Below are 19,785 nucleotides of genomic sequence, written 5' to 3' on the forward strand. Positions count from 1 at the left end.
CGCTCTGAGACGCGTCAGAGCCGCTCTGGCCGCTCGGAAACGGGCCAGTGCCGCTCAGAACCACTCGGAGAGCGACTCGGTGGCGCTCGCTGCCCGACCAGCGGGCCGTTCAGGCGGAGAAAATGCGAAACGCCGGGTGCGGGCGTGTGAGCGCGGCGTGTCGCAAAAACTCCGCCCGAAGTGGACCCGGGTGGGCGCAGGGGGGCGCAAGGTCTCAAGTCGCTCGCTCCTCGGCCAACGGGACGGGGCAGCTCCCGGCATCCGTTGGCAGGCTGAAACAATGCTGGGAGAAATTGAGATACACAAATGTATCGGATACATTTGCGTATTGAATACGGCGCCGTATTTGGCATGCGCGCTGCCTGATGCGCGTCCCCCTCGCTTCACTCTTCATAAGGAGACCGCGTGTCCTCACTGCTGTATTCACTCGGCCGCTGGGCATTCAGGGCCAGACGGCGGGTACTCGCGGCGTGGATTCTGATTCTCGCCCTTCTCGGTGGCGGCGCATTGGTCTTCAACCAGGGCATGGACAACTCCATCTCCATCCCCGGCACCGAGTCGCAGCAGGCGCTCGACTCGCTGGCAACCACGTTCCCGCAGGTGAGTGGCGCCTCCGCGCAGATCATTGTCGTCGCGCCCGACGGCAGCACGGTCACCGACGACGCGGTGAAGACCGCCATCACGGATGCCGTCGCCTCCCTCGACAGCCTCGACCAGGTCGCGCAGGCGATCTCGCCATTCGATGAGAACCTGACCGGCGCCGTGAGCGACGACTCCACCGCAGCCCTGATCAGCGTTCAGCTGGACGGTGCGGTCGCCGACATCACCGCCGACACCAAACTGGCCCTCGAAGACGAGACGGATGCCATACAGGCTGCTCTCCCAGAGGGGGCGGTCGCGTCGCTGGGTGGCCAGCTCTTCAGCCAGAACATGCCGACCCTCAGCCTCATCGAGCTGATCGGCGTCGGCGTCGCACTGCTGGTGCTCATCCTCACGTTCGGCTCATTCCTGGCCGCGGGCATGCCGCTCGCGACCGCCTTCCTCGGCGTCGGCATCTCCATCGCGTTGATCTTCCTCGCAACCATCGCCAGCCCCATCACGTCGACGACCCCCATGCTTGCGCTCATGCTGGGCCTCGCAGTGGGCATCGACTATGCCCTGTTCATCATTTCGCGGCATCAGGAACAGCTGAAGGACGGCCTCGATCCAGAGGAGTCCGCTGCCCGCGCCACGGCAACGGCCGGATCCGCCGTGATCTTCGCCGGACTCACCGTCATGATCGCGCTTGTTGGCTTGAGCGTCGCCGGCATTCCATTCCTCACCACGATGGGCGTCGCAGCTGCCGTCGGCGTCGCCGTCGCGGTGCTGGTGTCCCTCACGCTGATTCCAGCGTTCCTCGGCTTCGCCGGTGACCGCCTGCGTCCCAAGCAGTCCAGGCGCTCGCTCGCCCGTGCAGCTGCCCGCGCCACTGCGCGCGACGCGGCCACGTCGGCATCAGGCGCGACGTCCTCTGACTCCGACTCCAGTTCCAACTCCGCCACAGAAACGGATGCCGCAGCCGGGTACGCCGGCCACCCGGCATCCGCCAGTGTGGCGCCCGCTGAGCTGCACGCGGGCAAGAACCGGTTCTACGTCGGGTGGGTGCGCATCGTCACCCGTTTCCCGATCGTGACGGTCATCGCCGTCGTCGCCGGACTCGGCATCATCGCTGCCCCCGCCCTCGGGCTGCGCCTCGCGCTGCCGGATGCCGGCGGGTTGTCGGAGGAGAGCTCGGCCAGGGTGACCTACGACCTGGTCTCAGAGCACTTCGGCCCCGGCTTCAACGGCCCGCTGATCGTGACGGGCAGCATCGTGTCGAGCACAGACCCTCTTGGCCTGATGAACGACCTGGGCGACGAGATCGCCGCTCTCGACGGTGTCGCAGCGGTGCCGCTCTCCACGCCGAACGCCACGGCAGACACCGGCATCGTCCAGGTGATCCCCACCGGCAGCCCTGACTCTGAAGAGACCAAGGCCCTGGTGACAGAGCTGCGCTCGCTGCACCAGCACTTCCTTGACACATACGGCGTCGACCTGTCTGTCACCGGATTCACCGCGGTGGGCATCGACGTCTCAGACAAGCTCGGCGGGGCGCTGCTTCCCTTCGGCCTGATCGTCGTCGGCCTCTCGCTGATCCTGCTCACCATGGTGTTCCGCTCCATCGCCGTGCCGATCAAGGCAACGCTCGGCTACCTGCTCAGCGTTGCTGCCTCGTTCGGTGTCGTCGCCCTGGTGTTCGAATATGGCTGGTTCGCCGACGCACTGAATGTGCCCAAGGAAGGCCCGGTGATCAGCTTCATGCCGATCATCCTGATGGGCGTGCTGTTCGGGCTGGCCATGGACTACGAGGTCTTCCTCGTTGCCCGCATGCGCGAAGACTACGTGCACTCCGGCAAGGCCAGGCAGTCGATCGAAACCGGCTTCGTCGGCTCCGCCAAGGTCGTCACGGCCGCCGCGATCATCATGTTCGCCGTCTTCGCGGCGTTCGTGCCTGAGGGTGACGTGAACATGAAGCCCATCGCGCTCGGCCTCGCCGTTGGCGTGTTCGTCGACGCGTTCATCGTGCGGATGACGCTGGTGCCCGCCGTGCTCGCCCTCCTCGGCGACAAGGCCTGGTACATGCCGAAGTGGCTCGACCGCGTGCTCCCGTCGTTCGACGTTGAGGGCGACGGCCTGCACAAGGAACTCGCGCTGCGCAACTGGCCGGCAGCGGGTACACACGATGTCGCGAATGCCGAAGACCTGAGGCTGTCGGCCGGCGGTACCCCGCTGTTCAGCAACATTGCGTTCGCCCTGCCTGAGAACGGCACGCTCGTCGTCAGCGGTGAGCGGGAGGTGGCCGTGACGTCGCTGCTGCTCACCATGTCCGGTCGCATGGAAGCCGACTCCGGACGCCTCAAGGTGGCAGGTTTCGTGTTGCCGGTGCGGGCGGCATCCGTTCGCTCACGCGTCGCGTTCGTCTCGCTCAGCGAGGCGGCAGACCCGGTGCGCGCTGTCTCTGGTGCCCTGCGCGAGAAGCCGAAGGTCATAGTCATCGACGGGCTCGACCACGTGACCGACGCCGTCGTGCGCCGCAACATCTACGACCTGCTGGTGTCGGCGGGCGTGAAGGCCAGCCGCGAGGATCGCACGCTGGCCATCGTGGCCGGCACGACGCATCCCGACCTGGTCGCCGACGCGATTCCCGGCGCTGACACGGCAGAAACCGTTGACATTCCCCTGTTTGACTTGACTCGTACCAAAGAGGTAACCGCATGAGCTCGCCGCTCGCACGACTTGGGTTTGCCCGCTCCAACGGCAGGGTGACCTGGCTCTCCATCGTTGGCATCATCCTGGTGCCGCTCGTGGTCGCCGGCATCCTGATCTGGTCGCTGTGGAGCCCGCAGGAGCGCCTCGACACCGTGAACGCGGCCATCGTCAACAACGACGAGCCGGTCACCCTCAACGGCCAGACGGTCCCGCTCGGGCGCCAGCTCTCCGCCGGGCTCGTTGGCGGGGCGGATGCGGCATCGACAGGTACCGACAGCTCAGATTCGTCGGCCGATTCAACGGATGCCGCGCTCAACTACAACTGGGTGATCACCGACGACAGCGACGCGGCAGACGGACTGGCCAGCGGCCGGTTCGCGGCCGTCGTGACCATTCCGGAGAACTTCTCCGCCGCGGCCACTTCGTTCTCCGGGGACGCCGCCGACGCAGAGCAGGCGACCATCAACGTCACGACAAGTGACAAGAGCCGCCTCGTGGATGACGCCATCAGCCAGGTCATCACGACCACCGCAGCTGGCATCGTCGGCAACCAGCTCACGACGACGTACCTCGAGAACATCTACCTCGGCTTCAACACGCTCGGCGAGCAGCTCGGGGAGGCCTCGACCGGAGCCGGCTCGCTGGCCTCCGGCACGACGCAGCTCTCCGACGGCGCCGCGGCCCTGGCGAACGGCACCACAGAGCTCGCGAGCGGCGCATCAAGCCTGTCAGACGGCGTGGCCCAGCTGTCAGACGGCGTCAGCCAGCTCGCCGGCGGTCTCACCACATTGCAGCAGCAGACGGCAGCGCTGCCAGACCAGACGAACCAGCTGGCCAGCGGCGCGCAGGGCATCGCTGGCGGCATCGACCAGGTGAACGGGGTGATGGCCGGACAGGCTGCCGCCCTTCAGCAGCAGCTCGCCACGCTGACAGGCATCGCCACCGATGTCTGCTCGTCGCCCACCACCGACCCTGCCGTGTGCGCCTCAGTGCAGGAGCAGGTCACCGCCGTTGCGACGGCCGTTGGCACTGCGGCCGGAACACTGTCCGCCGTCTCCTCGTCGCCAGACCTGGTCAGCGGCGCCAACCAGGTCGCGAGCGGCCTCTCCCAGTTCGCAGCCGGCATGCCGGCACTGACGGCCGGCATCGGCCAGTCGGCATCCGGAGCCAGCGCGCTGGCCGACGCCAGCTCCGCGGTGAGCTCTGGCACCGCTGAACTCGCCACCGGTGCGGGCACCCTGGCCACCGGTGTGACCGGGCTGGCCGACGGCGTGTCCGGCGTCAACGACGGCGCCGTCTCGCTCGCCTCCGGTCTCGGCACGGCGGTCGACCAGATCCCGACGTACTCAGACGACGAGCGCACCCAACTTGCGACCGTGGTCGCAGAGCCGGTCGTCACGAACAACTCGGGCGGACTCGGCTTCGGCACGAACGGTGTTCCGTTCTACGCGGTCCTCGCGCTCTGGCTGGGCGGGCTGGCGAGCCTCATCGTGTTGCGCGCGGTACCGACCGGTGCCTTCGGGTCGACCAGGTCGTCGCTCGTCCTCGCCGTGAAGGCGTGGGTGCCGGCTGCGGTTGTCGGCGCGTTGCAGGGACTGTTCGTCACCGGCATCCTCTCGAGCGTCGTCGACCTTGACCTGGCCGGATGGTTCGGCTTCGCCGGAATCGCCGTACTGGTCGGTGTGGCATTCGCCGCCACCAACCAGGCCCTGAATGCCTTGTTCGGTGGTGCTGGTCGCTTCATCGCCATGATCATCGCCCTGGTCTTGATCGGCACGAGCATCATTGCGACGGCCCCTGCCGTCCTGGACGGCGCCCTGAGCGTCATGCCGGTGCAACCAGCCCTTGACGCGTTCCACGCCGTGATCGCGGGCGGATCAGGCGGCGGCGCCGTCGTCGGACTCATCGTCTGGACGCTCGGCTCGCTGGCCGTGACCACCCTGGCCATCGCCAGGAAGCGCACGGTGACGACGAGGCAGTTGGTTCCCGCCATCGCCTAGCGGAACGTCGGAGCAGGACGCCTGTCTAGTACCCAGGTACTACTGATCGAGCACATGCGAGACCGTCGTCCAATGTGGCCGATGGAAAGGCTACGTACGCTCGGCAGTATGCATAGGGAAACAACATGATCACAGCAGAGGCGCTCACGAAGCGCTACGGAAATAAGACCGCCGTCGACGCAATTGACTTCACGGTGAGGCCCGGCCAGGTCACGGGTTTTCTCGGGCCGAATGGGGCGGGGAAGTCCACGACTATGCGGATGATCGTCGGCCTGGACCGGCCGACCGCCGGCAGGGTCGAAGTGAACGGGCACCGATACCAGGAGCATCGCGCTCCGCTCCGAGAGGTTGGCGTGCTGCTCGATGCGAAGGCCGCCCATAGCGGCCGCTCGGCCTACAAGCACCTGCTCTCGATTGCTGCTACGCACGGTATCGGTGCTTCCCGCGTGCGGGAAGTCATCGGTCTGGCTGGACTCGACTCCGTCGCTGGTAAGCGCGTGGGCGGATTCTCCTTAGGGATGGGCCAGCGGCTGGGAATTGCCACCGCCCTGCTTGGTGATCCGGCGACGATCATTCTCGACGAACCGGTAAACGGTCTGGACCCTGAGGGCGTGCGATGGGTCAGGACACTCATGCGCAGCCTGGCTGCCGAGGGTCGCACCGTGCTGCTGTCATCGCACCTCATGAGCGAGATGGCTCAGACCGCCGACCGGCTCATCGTGATCGGACGTGGCAGGATCCTGGCGGACGGCCCCATCGCCGACATCATCTCTGGTGCCACCCGTTCGGTGACGCGCGTGCGCACCCGAGACGCAGAACGCTTGATCACGATGATCGCCGGACCCGGTGTCGTCGTTTCGATCCTGGCAGACGGCGCACTCGAGATCTCGGGGCTGACCGCTGAGCAGGTCGCTGTCGCAGCGTCTTCAGCCGGCGTCGTGCTCCATGAGATCGCTTCGGTGTCGGGTTCGCTCGAAGACGCGTATCTCGCACTCACCGCCGGAGAAGTCGAATACCGCTCGTCGAATACAGCGGAAATAGGAGCACACCAATGAGGACAATGGAAAAGCAGCGTGCGACCTTCATCGAAGGTCACGACCACCTGACCTTCGCCCGCGTCTTGCGTTCGGAGTTCATCAAACTCACAAGTCTTCGCTCGACCATCGGTCTCTTGCTCGCGATCGTCGTGTTCGGGCTCGGCGTGAGTGTGGCGTTGGGTTTGACCATGCAGGATGCCGGATTGCCCGACACCGCGTCGGCGGGGTTCATGCTCGACCAGGTGACGATCGGAACTGTCCTGTTTGGGCAGCTCATCGCAGGGATTCTCGGAGTGCTTGTGATCAGCGGCGAGTACTCAAGCGGAACGATTCAGTCGACACTCATCGCTGTTCCATCCCGGCTGAGGGTGCTCGCCGCCAAGGCGGTCGTGCTGTTCCTCGCTGTGACGGTGGCGGCCTTCGTCGCGTCGTTCGGTTCGTGGGCTGTAACGTACCCGATGTTCGCCGCCAACGGGATCGAGGTCGGATTGGCTGCCCCTGGAGTGAGCTTCGCCCTCATCGGCGGATCTGTGTACGTTGGCCTCTCGGGTGTCCTTGGGCTCGGTATCGGAACCATGCTGCGCTCTGTCGCTGCCGGCATTGCAACCGTCACCTCAGTGATCCTCCTGCTGCCGATCGTGCTGTCCGTTCTCCCCGCGTCATCGCTGGTCAGAAATCTTCACCTCCTCTCCATGTCGAAGGCCGGTGACGCCATGTCCAACCCTGGGAATGCCGCGGAGGGGTTCCTCGATCTCGCTGCCGGGTTTGTCAGCCCGGCTGCCGGATGGATGGTCGCGGCTGTCTGGGCGGCTGTCTTCATCGTGATGGGCGGCATCCAGCTACGACGAAGGGACGCCTGATCCTGTCCCACGATAGATTGCGCGGCGCCTCGACCGAGGCGCCGCGCAATCGCGCGCTCTACGACCTCCCTCGACGACGCCGCCTCTGGATCACGGATGCTCTGGTCATGACGGCGTACGTGATGGTCGCCGTGGCAACGGGAATTCTTTCAACTGAACCGCCGTACGTGACACCGCTGTGGTCTCTCGTCGTTCTCGGCCTGTGCGGCGTCGCGGTTGTGGCGGTACGACGTCGATATCCATCGCCGGCGTTCGTGTGCGCGATGGTTCTCGCTGTGCTGTCGTTGGCCGGAGGGTCGGGGGCAGAGACCGTGCTTGCCGTGAGTGCGATGTATGCCGTTGGCGTTCGTCGGAGTGCGCTTGTCGCCTGGCTCAGTTTTGTTGGTGCGCTGGCATGCGGGGCACTCGGCGCCTGGGGCATCGCCCTTCGGATGAGCGTCGGGCCTCCCCTGTTGGGACTCGAGCAGTCGAATCACCCCAGAGACATGTTCCTGGATTGGGCCAACGTCTCTGTGATGATCACGGTCATTCTCCTGATCGCGACCTTGCTGGGCACGAATGCGGGGCACCGGCGGCGTTACATCGAAGGGCTGATGGATCATGCGAAGCGGCTGGCGCACGAGCGCGATCAACAAGCCGAGATCGCGAAAGCCCTTGAGCGTGAACGCATTGCACGAGAAATGCACGACGTGATCGCGCACAGCCTCTCCGTCATGATCGCGATGTCTGACGGTGCTCACGCTGCTGCGGCAGAACGACCCGACGTAGCGAAAGAAGCGATCGCGCGCGTTGCAGAGACAGGCCGCAGAACACTCGGCGAAGTGCGTCGACTACTCGGGACGGTGCGCGGTGAGCAGGGAAACTCCACTGCGGAGCATTCGCCGCAGCCCGACGCCTCACAGTTGGCCTCGCTCGTGGCAGAGTTCGTGGCAGCAGGTCTGCCGGTGCGCTTGGTCATGACGGGGGCTCCGTCGGCTGACCCGGCACTCGGCCTTACCGTCTATCGGATCATCCAGGAATCACTCACCAACGTTCTGCGCCATGCTAGAAGGGTGAGCTCAGCAACGGTCGAGGTGACGTGGATGCCCGATGACGTGACGATCCTCGTCAGAGATGCGGCGGCCGCGGTAGCGATGCCCGCCAGGGCCGGGCGTGGCATTCTAGGGATGCGCGAGCGAGCAGCGCTCTACGACGGCATCGTCGAATCAGAGCCTCACGAAGATGGTGGGTGGCGCGTATTCGCGCGACTGCGAGGGGAAGAGCGGTAGTGGCGGGAGACGCAATTCGAATACTCCTCGTCGACGACCAGGAACTCGTTCGCTTCGGCTTCCGGCTGATGCTCGAGTCCACACCAGGGATGACCGTGGTCGGCGAAGCGGCTGATGGCGCGCAGGCAATCGGAGCCGCCCAACGGCTTCGTCCTGACGTGGTCCTGATGGATATCCGCATGCCAGGCGTCGATGGAATCGAAGCCACGAAACGCATCACAGGACTCCGCCCCGAAACGCGCGTTCTGGTGCTCACTACCTATGATCTCGATCACTACGCGTTCGGTGCGCTCGGTGCCGGTGCTGCCGGATTCCTGCTCAAGGACACTCGCCCAGATGAGCTCGTTGCGGCGATTCGCGCGGTCAACTCGGGTGACGCGGTCGTCTCGCCCCGCATCACTGCGAAACTCATCGAGGTCGCAGCCCCGCACCTCGGTGTGCGGCGGACTGTTGACGCCGGCGAGTTGTCAGAGTTGACCGAGCGCGAACGCGAAACTTTCGTCCTCATCGGGCGCGGCGAGACGAACAGGGAGATCGCTGCGGCCCTCTTCGTGAGTGAGTCGACTGTCAAGGCGCACGTCGGCCGGGTTCTCTTCAAGCTCGGTCTGCGCAATCGCGTCGAAGCGGTGATCCGGGCCTATGAACTCGGAATCGTTGGTCAGTGACGGGAGCGACGAGCAGCACAGCCACCGATGCGCCGACTCCGGTTGCGGCGCCGAGCGACTGGACCTCGCACGGCTCCTGTCAGAGAGGCGTCGTTCAGTCGACGAGTTGACGTTGAAGAAACGCGGCGGTTCTGGCAAATGCCAGGGCCGCCGCGTTTTTGTCAAGCAGGTCGGGCACCGTCGCATTTGCAAACGAGTGCTCTGTGCCGAAGTAGTCGTGTCGCTCGACAGTGGTGCCGTCTTCCCGCAGGCGTGCAACAAACGAGTCGGGGTCGCCAGATGGGGCCCAGTCGTCGACCTCGGCGAAATGCAGTTGCACCGGACACGGCAGCACCCGGTGCTCATCGTCGTCGAGCGTGGCGTAGTAGGAGATCGCAGCGTCGATCTCGCCCGACTTGGCGAGGGTGAGCGCGAGCCAGCCACCCATTGAAAACCCGATCAGCCCAACGTGCGGGGCGCCGGCGGCGCGCTCCGTGCGGGCGAGGTCGCCGATATAGTCGAGCGCCTCCACCAGATCGAGGCCGTCGAGCAGGTCTTCGGCTGCGCGTTCGTCGGTCGTCGCCCATCCGTTGTACAGGTCGGGGATGAGTACGTGAAAGCCCTGCTGGGCGATGGCACGCCCGTACTCTTCTAACCACGGGAGGCGCCCATACCAGTCATGCACGACCACGACCACGGGTTGACTGGTTCTGCCGTACTCGAGGGGCAGCCCGGGGAACGGGATCTGGACGAGTGCCATGGTGCCCACCCTAACCCGTGGATACACAGTACGGTGAGGGCAAAAGGGATGCGCTTCGGGGAGGCTAAATGCAAGATATTGACCTGTCAGTGTTCGTGAGTCCCGCGCTCCTGACCATCGATTTCATCATCCGAATCATCGCGATAATCGTCATCCCGCGCAATCGGAAGCCCACGGCGGCGATGGCCTGGCTGCTGGCCGTCTTCTTCATCCCGTATGTCGGCCTGTTTTTCTTCCTCGTGATCGGCAGCTCCAAGCTGCCGAAGAAGCGGCGACTGAAGCAGTCGCAAATCAACGCGTTCATTCTTGAAAGCACGGCGGGCATGGACCTGGTGGTGCGGGAGCCCTCATGGCCGGCCTGGCTGGAGTCGGTGGTGCGGCTCAATCGCACCCTCGGCGCCATGCCGCTGGTCGGAGCGAACTCTGCCTCCCTGATCGGCGACTACAACGAATCGATTGCGGCGATGACAGCCGACGTCAACCGTGCTGAACGCTTCGTGCACTGCGAGTTCTACATCCTGTCGTACGACACGGTGACCGCCGACTTCTTCAAGGCGCTGGGCGATGCCGTCGCGCGCGGGGTGACGGTGCGCGTGCTGCTCGACCACGTGGCATCCATGCGGTCTCCCCGCCACAAGGAGACGGTGGCCACACTCAATCGCATCGGCGCGCAGTGGCGTTTCATGCTCCCCGTGCAGCCGTTGAAGGGCAAGTACCAGCGGCCAGACCTGCGCAATCACCGTAAGGTGCTGGTTGTTGACGGCCACGTGGCGTACATGGGGTCGCAGAACATGATCGACCGCAGCTACAACATCAAGAAGAACATCAGGCGCGGCCTGCAATGGCAAGACCTGATGACCCGGCTGCACGGCCCGATCGTCGCCGGGGTGAATGCCATCTTCATCACCGACTGGTTCAGCGAGACAGACGAGCTGCTCGCCAGGGAGACAGAGCCGATCAGAGCGGATGTCGTCACAGGGCCGAGCGCGCGGCTCGACTGCCAGGTCGTGCCGAGTGGCCCTGGGTTCGAAGGGGAGAACAACCTCCGGCTTTTCCTCGCACTGCTCTACAACGCCGAAGAGCGGATCATCATCACGAGCCCGTACTTCGTGCCAGATGAGTCGATGCTCTATGCCATCACCACAGCGACCCAGCGCGGCATCGACGTGCAGCTGTTCGTGTCGGAGATCGGCGACCAGGCGCTGGTGTTCCATGCCCAGCGGTCGTACTATGAGGCGCTGCTTCGGGCTGGCGTGCAAATCTGGATGTACCGCGCGCCGTACATCCTGCACGCCAAGCACTTCACCATCGATGACGATGTGGCCGTGATCGGGTCGAGCAATATGGACATCCGCTCATTCAGCTTGAACATGGAGGTGTCGCTCATGGTGCGCGGGCGGAGCTTTGTGGCGGAGATGCGCAAGATTGAGGACGGCTACCGGGCGGCCAGCCGTGAACTCACACTCGACGAGTGGATGCAGCGGCCATTCCGCTCGACAGTTCTCGACAATCTCGCCCGTCTGACGTCGGGGCTGCAGTAGCGCCCCCGCTCGCCGAGGCGGCTGTTCACGGCACGCACAACAGCGCGGCCCCTGGAGAGTGATCCAGGGGCCGCGCTGTGTGGTGTTGCGTGGTGTTTAGTACCAGTTGACCGCTTCAGAGTGGGCCCAGGCTGCGCACGGGGTGCCGTACGAGCTCTTGATGTACTGGAGGCCCCAGGTGATCTGGGTGGCTGGGTTGGTTGCCCAGTCGCTGCCGGCCGAGGCCATCTTGCTGCCTGGCAGGGCCTGCGGGATGCCGGTGGCACCGCCGCTGGCGTTGTACGCGGTGTACGACCAGCCGGACTCGCGCTCCCAGAGCTGCGAGAGGCAGCTGAACTGCGATTCACCCCAGCCATAGCTCGACGCGGCCATGTCGCGCGCAATGGCACGCGCGCCGGCTGGCGTCTTGGCGGCGGAGGCAGCGGCAGCGGCGTTGGCTGCAGCCTGGGCGGCGGCTGCGGCGGCCTGCTCTGCTGCGGCCTGGGCGGCCTGCTGCGCTGTCTGCTCTGCGGCGGCCTGGGCTGCTGCAGCGGCTGCGGCTTCAGCGGCAACGCGGTCGACTTCTGCCGCTGCGGCCTGGACCTTCTGCGTTTCCGTCTGGGTTGCCTTGGCCAGGGTGGCGATTGTGACCGAATCGAGCGAACGGTAGTTGCCGAGCGATGCTACGGATGAGGCGAGCGGTGTGGCGTCAACCTTGTCCTGTACACCGGCGATCACCTCGTTGGCTGAGGCAATGGTGGCCTCGGCGTACTGGTGCGTGCGCTCACGGTTCGGCGTGAGGAATGAGGTGAGCTGCAGGTGCTCGTCGGCGGTTCCGGCAATATCGGAAACTGAGGCCGCTGCGGTGCTCTCACTGGCGACGGGCGTTGCGGCATCCTGCAAGAAGACTGAGCCGGCCAGCAGGCCGAGCGAAAGAACGGATGCTGCGGCCACGGTGATGCGGCGCTTGGAGCGATCCTGGGTGTTGCGAGAGTTGCGGGTGGTGCGAGTTGCTACGGGCGTTGCGGATGTTTCAATTGGGTCGATGTGCATAACTTCCAATTTGTGAGCAGCCGGCAGCGCGCTTCGCGCGTCATCCTGGTCGCTCTCGGTTCTTATTCCGACGTATTTCGCCAAAAGGTGAAGTTGCAATACTGCAAGATTATTCTGGACGATCCCTCACTTTCACCTGTGCAAAAGATGCATAGCGGGCTCACAGGCCTGTGTTTTCGCGGGTTTAAGGGGGGAGAATTGCCTCATGAATGCGGCCGAAGAAACACCTGAGCAGGGTGGAAAGCAGCCGACGACGCTTGACAGGGTCTATGCCGTAGGAGTGGTCATCAAGGGCATCGACGGTGCCCTTGAGCTGCTGGTCGGACTGCTGTTGTGGCTGGCACCCGGCACACTTGCGGCGCTCATCGGCCGGGCAGCGGATGACGCGGCATCAGGTCATTCGGAGGCCGGGCATTTCGCCGCGCACTATCTCGGGCGACTTGACGACGCGCTCGTGCACGGCCCGCTCACGTTCGTGATTTTTTTCCTCGTGCTGCACGGCATCGTGAAACTCGGCCTGGTGTTTTGCCTGCTCAAGAAGCTCTACTGGGCCTACCCGTATGCGCTTGCTCTTCTGGGTCTTTTCCTCGTCTACCAGCTCTACGCGCTGGTCACCAACCCGACAGTGTGGATGATCGTCTTCACCGTGCTCGATGCGGCGATCATCTACCTTGTCTACAAGGAGTACCGCGAGCTGACAGCCGAGAAGGGTTCCGCTGCAGTGTCGCAGTGACTTAGTCGGCGGCGGCGGCTTCGGCAGCAGCAGCTGCTGCGGCCTCCGCTGCTTTCACCGCCTGATCTTCAGCGCTGCCGAGTGACGCCTCAGCCTCGGCCGGTACCGGTATGGAAGCGGGTTCGGCCCGCCCAGTACCGGTCACCTCCAGGCTGCCGTCTGGATACCAAACGGTGATCAGGTCAGTGAGTACCGACACGTCGATCCTGTCGCGAACAGGCACTCGCGCAGTAGCGGAGAGCCGGAGACCGGTGTCAGGAAAGTCCTCGTCACGTACGCAGGTCGCTACGAACTCGGTGTCAGCGCCGACTACCGCAAGACACACCAGATTCGCTCCCACCCGCGCTGCATATGGGCGTGGGTAGAAGTCGCCCGGATCACCCGGTGTTAACAGCCGGAATGTGACGCCATCGTATGCGGCAGGCACATGCTCGTCTGGGATGTCCTCTGCGATCTGTTCTCGTTCGAATACCGTCAAGGCTGGTACCCGTTGCGCATCAGGTATTGGAGTGCTGGAGACCACGGGTCCGCCTGCAAACGACGCGTCCGCGCTGCTCGACCGAAGCTGGGTGCCGATTCCAACGCCGAGTATGAGGGCAGCGACAACGCCAGCACTCACGATGGCAGTGCGAGAGGGACGGCGCCAGAAAGCAGCGGGTTCCTCCGGGTCGGTGGTCGTGACGTCATCGGTTGAAACATCATCGAGTTCACGGTCATCGAATACGACGTCATCGAAGCCGACGTCGTTGGATGCGTCGTTGCTTAATATGGTGTCGGCGGGGGAATCTCGGTCGGTGCTGTGCCGATCCGCCGGGGCAGTCGGTGCGCTACCGCGCGCGCCAGCCGCTGCGATGGCGGCATCGATGGCCTGGCGTTCGAACCGGAGCTCTGCCTCGACCTCACGGAGCCGCGTTGCGGCATCCTGATCGCCGGCCGCGCTCCCGGCGGCAGAGAACACTTGCCTCTGCAGTTCCCGAAGCTCGAGAGCGGGCGATGGGCAGCCACTCGGCGCCGACTCAAGTGGATGCTCGATCCACCACAGTGCGTCGAGAACCTCGTTCCTACCCGCGTATGCGTCCCTCACGCCGTCAAGGAAGTGCTGATCGCAAATTGCCCGTTCATAGGCGGTTTCGCCGGTACGTGCACTCGCCACTCAAGCCCCCCGACCATCGCTGATGTGCACATCCTGACATACCCGGTGATCAGCCGGGCAATGGGCCTGGCACTCGGCGCCGGGGCCTACCGTGCCGGTCGAGTTCCCACGACGACGGTCGCGTCGAGCTCATCGGAGTGCACGACACGGCAGGGCAGCCCATTGTCGGCGAGGAGTGCGGCGGTTCGCGGGGCCTGAAGCATGCTCGTCTCAATGAACACGTGACCGCCAGGGGCCAGCCAGCGTGCGGCATCCTGGGCGACCCTGCGCTGCACATCGAGCCCGTCCTCACCGCCGTCGAGTGCGATCAGGGGTTCATGAAACCGAGCCTCTGGCGGCATCATGGCAATGGCATCCGTTGGAACATACGGCGCATTGACGGCCAGGATGTCAACGCGCCCAGCCAGGATTCGGGGGAGCGGCGCGTAGAGGTCGCCGGCATACACGTGGCCGCCGAGCGGCTCGAGGTTGTGCCGTGCACACGCCACAGCGGCGGGATCGATGTCGCTGGCGTAGACGTCGGCGTCCTCCAGCACGGTGGCCAGCGCCGTGCCGACGGCGCCAGACCCGCAGCAGAGATCAACGATGACAGCGGGGTCGATGGCGACGGCCAGAGCCTCCTGCACGATGAGCTCGGTGCGTCGGCGGGGGACGAAGACGCCGTCTTCCACGTGGATGCGAACGCCGAAGAACTCCGCCCAGCCCAGGATGTGCTCAAGCGGCCGACCGGACACTCGCTGGTCCACCATGGCGGCGAGTTCGGCCGGCGTTGTCGCGGCGGCGATGATGAGGTCGGCTTCGTCTTCAGCGAAGACGCAGCCGGCAGCCCTGAGCGCAAGAATCACGCCAGAGCGGGAGGGTGAGAGCGGACGTACTGGCATGGGATGCCTTTCGGTTGACCGGGGGTAGTCCCCGGTTCACCTGGCCGAAGTCGTGAGTGAAGGCCATGCTATCGACACCGAGCATCATGCCGCATCACGGATTCGCCTGATGAATCAGTGAATATCGGCGTGGAGCGTACTCCCGGCGCTGGAACTGGGCTTTGCTTGGGTCGTCGGCATCGGCCGACAGGGTACTGAGGGGCAGCCATGGGACTATTCGATCGCCGACGAACCGTGGTGCATGTCACCCCGTCACCGTCGTCACGCCCGATTCGGACGCAGTGGAACGATGGCTTCGGGCGCCTCGCGACCCGAAGCGTGCAGATCATTGCCGTACTGATCGTCGTCAGTGTGCTCATTTTCGGCATCACGCAGCTCAGTTTGGTGTTCATCCCCATCGTGATTGCGCTGATCCTGGCATCCGCCATTAACCCGCTGATGAGCTGGATGCGATCGCACCACGTGCCAGCCATCCTGGCGACCTGGATTTCGCTCATCTCGCTCATCGTCATCCTGGGCGGTGTGGGGTGGCTGATCGTCAACGCGGTGCGCAACCAGTGGGGACAGCTGGTCGACTCGGCCACCAATGGCCTGGACGAGCTTCAGAAATCGATCTCGCACCTGCCGTTCGCGATCACCTCCGATCAGCTGGACTCCCTGCAGAAGACCGCGGCCGATTTCTTCACGAGCAGCCAGTTCGGCAGTGGCGCCATTGCCGGGGTGTCCGCGGCGACGAGCTTCATCACCGGCCTGGTGCTGATGGTCGTGCTGCTGTTCTTCTTCCTCAAGGACGGCCCGAAGATCTGGGAGTTCCTGCTCCGTCCGTTCACCGGTGTCCAGTATGAGCGCGCTCGCCGCGTCGGTGACACGACGGTGTCAACGCTCGGTGGCTATGTGCGCGGCACGGCCATCGTCGCGGCCGTTGATGCCATCGGAATCGGTGTGGCCCTTGCGATCCTGGGTGTGCCGCTGGCGTTGCCACTGTCCGTCATCGTCTTCCTCACCGCCTTCATCCCCATCGTGGGTGCGACAGTGGCCGGAATCCTCGCCGCGCTGGTGGCTCTCGTGGCAATTGGGCCGGGCGTGGCGCTGATCGTGATCATCGTGGTCGTTGCCGTCAACCAGCTCGAAGGCAACTTCCTGCAGCCTGTCGTCATGGCGCGTTCCCTCAAGCTGCATGCCCTCGTGGTGCTGCTCGCCTTGACCGTCGGCACAATTGTCGGCGGCATTGTCGGCGCTGTGCTCGCCGTGCCGATCGCCGCCGTGGCCTGGGGCATCGTGAAGATCTGGAACGGGCCGAACGAGCCCGCAGAGCCGGCCAAGCAGAAGCGACCTGAGTAGCCGCAACAGCTACCGGAGATTCGCCCTGAATGGCGCCCTCGATGGCAGCTCTGAATAGGCGCTCTGAATGGCCGGAACGGTAGCGCTGGCACCTGTCGGTCGGCGCTGCGGAGGCGGATAATTTTACTATCCCCGAAAGCGGCGTCGGGGGAGTGAGCGGAGGTGCCCGAGATGGGCAAGGTCATCGCAGTTGAGTACCTGTCGCTCGACGGCGTCATGGAAGAGCCGGGGTGGAGCGGGCTCTACTTCAACGACGAACTCGCGAAATTCCAGTCCGACAACCTGTTCGAGAGCGATGCCCTCTTGCTCGGTCGCATCACCTATGAGGGCTTCAAATCGGCGTGGCCGACGATGGAGGGAACAGGTGAGTTCGGCGAACGCATGAACGCGCTGCCCAAGTACGTCGCAACAAACACCCTGAAAGAGCCGGAGTGGAACGCCACATTCCTCGCCGGGGACGTGGCAAGCCAGGTCTCCAGGATCAAGGCAACGACGAGCGAATCGCTCCTCATCAATGGCAGCGGTCAGCTCTTCACCTACCTGGGCGAGCGCGGGCTCATCGACGAGTATCGCTTCATGGTCTTCCCCGTCGTCGTTGGAGCAGGGAAGCGCCTGTTCGATGACGGCAAGGGGCGAGCGTTCACACTGGTCAAGAGCCAGATCACGACGAGGGGCGTTGCGATCCTCACCTACACGCCGGCGGAGTAGCAAACGCGGTCGGCGGCATCCGCTTGAGGTATCCGAGCCAGACTACTTGTGCGCGAGCAGGCGCTCGACGCGGGGCTTGACCTCGGTGGCGAGCAATGTGATCGACTCCAGATAGTGCTTCTGTGGCAGTCCACCGATGTCCATCTGCAGGAAGTGCCTCATGTGGCCGAGGTGCCCGTGCAGGTCGACGATCCGTGCGGCGACGTCATCAGGGTCGCCGACGTAGTACGCACCGGCTCCGTGGGCCTGCGCGAGGAACTGGCGCTCGTCCGGTGCCGGCCAGCCGCGCAGCTTGCCCATCTCGATGTTCAGGTTGTACCAGCCGGGGTAGAAGCGCTCAAGCGCCTCGCTCTTGGTCGGGGCGATGAGTCCGAGCGCGGCAACGGAGACCTTGATGTTGTCGCCGGTGTGTCCGGCCTGGGCCGCGCTGCGACGATACAACTCGGCAAGTGGAGCGAAACGAGCCGGGGCGCCGCCGATGATGCCGTACGAAACGGGAAGTCCGAGCTTGCCGGCCCGGGCGGATGACGGTGCGCTGCCACCGGTGCCGACCCAAATGGGCAGGCTGCCGTTGACCGGGCGCGGCACGACGGTGAGGTCGTTGAGCGGTGGCCGGACGGATCCAGACCACGTCACCCGCTCATTCGCGTTGAGCTTCAGCAGCAGGTCGAGCTTCTCGGTGTACAGCTGGTCGTAGTCGCGCAGGTCATAACTGAAGAGCGGATACGACTCCACCGACGATCCTCGCCCCGCCGTGATCTCCACCCGACCGCCAGAGACTGCATCTGCGGTCGCGAACTGCTGGAAGACCCGCACAGGGTCATCCGTGCTGATCACGCTGACCGCGCTGCCGAGCTGAATCTGTTTCGTGGCACCGGCTGCCGCCGCGATCATGGCGCCGGGCGACGACGCCGGCATGTCGAGGGTGTGGTGTTCGCCGACGCCGAAGAAGTCGAGGCCGACCTCATCGGCCAGCACGATGCCGTCGAAGAGGTTCTTGATGGCCTCTGCGGTGGTTCGCAGGCTGCCGTCTGGTTCGCGCTGGGTGTCGCCGAAGCTGTAAACGCCGAGTTCCATGATGTGCTCCAAAATGTGGGGTTGAACGCTCAGACGTCCAATGGTGAACGGGAAATGGTGGGATAGCGAGGGGCGAGCGGATGTCCCGCGCCGAGGATCGCAGGCAGGCTTGGCCTAGGAGGCGGCGAGGGCGAAACCGGTCGAGCCGGCATCTGCGGTGTCGAGTCCCGCGGTGTTAAGTCCTGCGGTGTCGAGCCCTGCAGTGTCGATGCCTACGCGTCGCAGCTCGCGCCGCAGTGCATCCGCGGTGTGCGGACCGCCAAAGATCGTGGTGCCGGGCTGGACCGCGGCACCGGTGGCGAGCTGTCCGCTGTAAACCGGATCAAATCCGAAACCCTCAATGAGTTCCATGACGCGAGCGGCGGCATCCGCATCGTCGCTCGCAATGGCCAGGGCGCGACGGTTCTCGGCACCGGCCGGTAGTGGGTCGCTTTCCAGCTCGTGGTAACCGATGTGGTTGAGGGTCTTCACGACACGAGATGCGGCGAAGTGGTCGGCGACGATTTCGCTGCTGGTACGCGGGTCGTTCTCGAATGTGTCGAGCTCACCGTCGATCGGGGCCCAGTAGTTCATGGTGTCGATGACGACCTTGCCGGCCAACGAGTCGGCCGAGACGGTGTGGTGCTTGTGGAGGGGCACGGCCACGACCACGATGTCGACATCCTGCACCGCATCGGCGGCGGTCATGGCGTGAGCGCCGGGAACGATGATGTCGACGAGCAGTTCGATGTCTTCGGCAGGTCCTGAGGTGGCGATATTCACGGTGTAACCCGCCTTAAGCGCGGCACGACCGATCGCGGTGCCTACGCGGCCGGCGCCGAGTATGCCAATAGTTGTCATCAAATCTGCTCCTACCTGTTGCAGAAGCCGAAATGGTCGATCTGCGTTGCGACGGCCACCCTTATAGGTTGACCTGTCAACCACCATAGCTCTTTTGGGTGACATATCAACTACACTGGGTCTATGTCAGTTCCCGCACTCTCCGCAACTCAGGCCTCGTCGTGGTCGAGCTACCAGCGCATGCGTGCCAAGCTCACCGGCCGGTTGGGGCGCGAGCTGACGCGGGAGACGGGTGTCTCAGAGGCTGATTTCGAGATCTTGCTTGCCCTGGTCGAGTCGCCGGACGATTCCGTGCGCGCCCTCGCCCTGCGCTGCGGCCTGGAGTGGGAGAAGAGCCGCCTGTCGCACCAGTTGCGTCGTATGGAGCAGCGTGGGCTGGTCGCGCGTGACGAATGCGTCGAGGACAACCGCGGTTCGGTCGTGCGCATAACGGATGCCGGCCGTGCGCTTGCCCTGGAAGCCAAGCTCCAGCATGACCGGGCTGTGCAGCGCTATGTGGTGTCAGCGCTGACCCCCGCACAGCTTGAGTCGCTCGGCGAGATCGCCGAGTCGATCCTCGTGGGACTGGACGAACCGCACCGCGCGTAGGCGCCACAGCACCGATCAACGCAGCACCGATCAA

At 64.6% G+C, this 19,785-nt stretch carries 17 protein-coding genes; 11 read left to right on the top strand and 6 right to left on the bottom strand.

The genetic code is table 11. From position 1 onward, the window contains the following. Window positions 1–405: 405 nt before the first annotated feature. The 6 genes from AC25Y4_RS14085 to AC25Y4_RS14110 all read left to right on the top strand — a co-directional run bounded on the left by AC25Y4_RS14085 (window position 406) and on the right by AC25Y4_RS14110 (window position 9,118). Window positions 406–3,297 carry an MMPL family transporter gene (locus AC25Y4_RS14085; protein ID WP_488121046.1) on the top strand — a complete coding sequence of 964 codons (2,892 nt, stop codon included), beginning with the start codon at window positions 406–408 and terminating at the stop codon, window positions 3,295–3,297. Further along, window positions 3,294–5,288 carry a hypothetical protein gene (locus AC25Y4_RS14090; protein WP_488121047.1) on the top strand — a complete coding sequence of 665 codons (1,995 nt, stop codon included), beginning with the start codon at window positions 3,294–3,296 and terminating at the stop codon, window positions 5,286–5,288. Before AC25Y4_RS14085 ends, AC25Y4_RS14090 begins: the two co-directional genes overlap by 4 nt. 125 nt (window positions 5,289–5,413) lie before the next feature. Continuing rightward, window positions 5,414–6,343 carry an ABC transporter ATP-binding protein gene (locus tag AC25Y4_RS14095; RefSeq protein ID WP_488121048.1) on the top strand — a complete coding sequence of 310 codons (930 nt, stop codon included), beginning with the start codon at window positions 5,414–5,416 and terminating at the stop codon, window positions 6,341–6,343. Beyond that, window positions 6,340–7,185, top strand: a complete 846-nt coding sequence (locus AC25Y4_RS14100; RefSeq protein WP_488121049.1) for an ABC transporter permease — start codon at window positions 6,340–6,342, stop codon at window positions 7,183–7,185. The genes AC25Y4_RS14095 and AC25Y4_RS14100 overlap by 4 nt, the downstream gene beginning before the upstream one ends. A gap of 17 nt (window positions 7,186–7,202) precedes the next feature. Continuing rightward, a complete protein-coding gene (locus AC25Y4_RS14105) occupies window positions 7,203–8,453 on the top strand; it encodes a sensor histidine kinase (RefSeq protein WP_488121050.1) in 1,251 nt (416 codons plus the stop codon). Then, a complete protein-coding gene (locus AC25Y4_RS14110) occupies window positions 8,453–9,118 on the top strand; it encodes a response regulator (RefSeq protein WP_488121051.1) in 666 nt (221 codons plus the stop codon). The genes AC25Y4_RS14105 and AC25Y4_RS14110 overlap by 1 nt, the downstream gene beginning before the upstream one ends. A gap of 94 nt (window positions 9,119–9,212) precedes the next feature. Here AC25Y4_RS14110 and AC25Y4_RS14115 read toward each other — a convergent pair whose 3' ends face one another. Continuing rightward, on the bottom strand, window positions 9,213–9,857 hold the full coding sequence (locus AC25Y4_RS14115; RefSeq protein ID WP_488121052.1) for a dienelactone hydrolase family protein: 645 nt from the start codon (window positions 9,855–9,857) through the stop codon (window positions 9,213–9,215). Between the two features lie 68 nt (window positions 9,858–9,925). Between AC25Y4_RS14115 and cls the strand changes: the two genes are divergently transcribed. Next, entirely contained in the window at window positions 9,926–11,398 is a 1,473-nt protein-coding gene (gene cls / locus AC25Y4_RS14120; protein ID WP_488121053.1) for a cardiolipin synthase, read from the top strand. 96 nt (window positions 11,399–11,494) lie between these two features. Here the strand turns inward: cls and AC25Y4_RS14125 are convergent, their stop codons facing one another. Next, complete coding sequence (locus AC25Y4_RS14125; RefSeq protein ID WP_488121054.1) at window positions 11,495–12,430, bottom strand: aggregation-promoting factor C-terminal-like domain-containing protein; 936 nt, start codon at window positions 12,428–12,430, stop codon at window positions 11,495–11,497. A gap of 205 nt (window positions 12,431–12,635) precedes the next feature. On the opposite strand from AC25Y4_RS14125, the gene AC25Y4_RS14130 reads away from it, so the two are divergent. After that, the gene (locus AC25Y4_RS14130) at window positions 12,636–13,163 is read left to right on the top strand and encodes a DUF2127 domain-containing protein (protein WP_488121055.1); all 528 of its coding nucleotides are present in this window, start codon (window positions 12,636–12,638) and stop codon (window positions 13,161–13,163) included. A 1-nt stretch (window position 13,164) separates the two neighbouring features. On the opposite strand, the gene AC25Y4_RS14135 is transcribed toward AC25Y4_RS14130, so the two are convergent. Continuing rightward, on the bottom strand, window positions 13,165–14,316 hold the full coding sequence (locus tag AC25Y4_RS14135) for a hypothetical protein (protein ID WP_488121056.1): 1,152 nt from the start codon (window positions 14,314–14,316) through the stop codon (window positions 13,165–13,167). Between the two features lie 86 nt (window positions 14,317–14,402). Next, window positions 14,403–15,197, bottom strand: coding sequence for a putative protein N(5)-glutamine methyltransferase (locus AC25Y4_RS14140; protein WP_488121057.1), 795 nt, complete (start codon window positions 15,195–15,197; stop codon window positions 14,403–14,405). Between the two features lie 207 nt (window positions 15,198–15,404). Between AC25Y4_RS14140 and AC25Y4_RS14145 the strand changes: the two genes are divergently transcribed. Next, window positions 15,405–16,538: an AI-2E family transporter gene (locus AC25Y4_RS14145; RefSeq protein ID WP_488121058.1), complete on the top strand. Its 1,134-nt coding sequence runs from the start codon at window positions 15,405–15,407 to the stop codon at window positions 16,536–16,538. A gap of 171 nt (window positions 16,539–16,709) precedes the next feature. Beyond that, the gene (locus AC25Y4_RS14150; protein ID WP_488121059.1) at window positions 16,710–17,246 is read left to right on the top strand and encodes a dihydrofolate reductase family protein; all 537 of its coding nucleotides are present in this window, start codon (window positions 16,710–16,712) and stop codon (window positions 17,244–17,246) included. 42 nt (window positions 17,247–17,288) lie between these two features. On the opposite strand, the gene AC25Y4_RS14155 is transcribed toward AC25Y4_RS14150, so the two are convergent. Next, the gene (locus AC25Y4_RS14155) at window positions 17,289–18,323 is read right to left on the bottom strand and encodes an LLM class flavin-dependent oxidoreductase (RefSeq protein ID WP_488121060.1); all 1,035 of its coding nucleotides are present in this window, start codon (window positions 18,321–18,323) and stop codon (window positions 17,289–17,291) included. Between the two features lie 114 nt (window positions 18,324–18,437). Continuing rightward, window positions 18,438–19,163 (bottom strand): NADPH-dependent F420 reductase, encoded by a 726-nt coding sequence (locus AC25Y4_RS14160; RefSeq protein ID WP_488121061.1) that lies wholly within the window; start codon window positions 19,161–19,163, stop codon window positions 18,438–18,440. A gap of 123 nt (window positions 19,164–19,286) precedes the next feature. Between AC25Y4_RS14160 and AC25Y4_RS14165 the strand changes: the two genes are divergently transcribed. Continuing rightward, window positions 19,287–19,751 (top strand): MarR family winged helix-turn-helix transcriptional regulator, encoded by a 465-nt coding sequence (locus tag AC25Y4_RS14165; protein WP_488121062.1) that lies wholly within the window; start codon window positions 19,287–19,289, stop codon window positions 19,749–19,751. Window positions 19,752–19,785 lie beyond the last annotated feature (34 nt).

This window comes from Leifsonia sp. Y878, from assembly GCF_057669685.1.

Bases quoted from the DNA above. Each gene is read 5' to 3' on its own strand.
- AC25Y4_RS14130 (WP_488121055.1), top strand. From the start codon at position 12,636: ATGAATGCGGCCGAAGAAACACCTGAGCAGGGTGGAAAGCAGCCGACG.
- cls (WP_488121053.1), top strand. From the start codon at position 9,926: ATGCAAGATATTGACCTGTCAGTGTTCGTGAGTCCCGCGCTCCTGACC.
- AC25Y4_RS14165 (WP_488121062.1), top strand. From the start codon at position 19,287: ATGTCAGTTCCCGCACTCTCCGCAACTCAGGCCTCGTCGTGGTCGAGC.
- AC25Y4_RS14140 (WP_488121057.1), bottom strand. From the start codon at position 15,197: ATGCCAGTACGTCCGCTCTCACCCTCCCGCTCTGGCGTGATTCTTGCG.
- AC25Y4_RS14145 (WP_488121058.1), top strand. From the start codon at position 15,405: ATGGGACTATTCGATCGCCGACGAACCGTGGTGCATGTCACCCCGTCA.
- AC25Y4_RS14090 (WP_488121047.1), top strand. From the start codon at position 3,294: ATGAGCTCGCCGCTCGCACGACTTGGGTTTGCCCGCTCCAACGGCAGG.
- AC25Y4_RS14095 (WP_488121048.1), top strand. From the start codon at position 5,414: ATGATCACAGCAGAGGCGCTCACGAAGCGCTACGGAAATAAGACCGCC.
- AC25Y4_RS14155 (WP_488121060.1), bottom strand. From the start codon at position 18,323: ATGGAACTCGGCGTTTACAGCTTCGGCGACACCCAGCGCGAACCAGAC.
- AC25Y4_RS14150 (WP_488121059.1), top strand. From the start codon at position 16,710: ATGGGCAAGGTCATCGCAGTTGAGTACCTGTCGCTCGACGGCGTCATG.
- AC25Y4_RS14125 (WP_488121054.1), bottom strand. From the start codon at position 12,430: ATGCACATCGACCCAATTGAAACATCCGCAACGCCCGTAGCAACTCGC.
- AC25Y4_RS14115 (WP_488121052.1), bottom strand. From the start codon at position 9,857: ATGGCACTCGTCCAGATCCCGTTCCCCGGGCTGCCCCTCGAGTACGGC.
- AC25Y4_RS14160 (WP_488121061.1), bottom strand. From the start codon at position 19,163: ATGACAACTATTGGCATACTCGGCGCCGGCCGCGTAGGCACCGCGATC.
- AC25Y4_RS14100 (WP_488121049.1), top strand. From the start codon at position 6,340: ATGAGGACAATGGAAAAGCAGCGTGCGACCTTCATCGAAGGTCACGAC.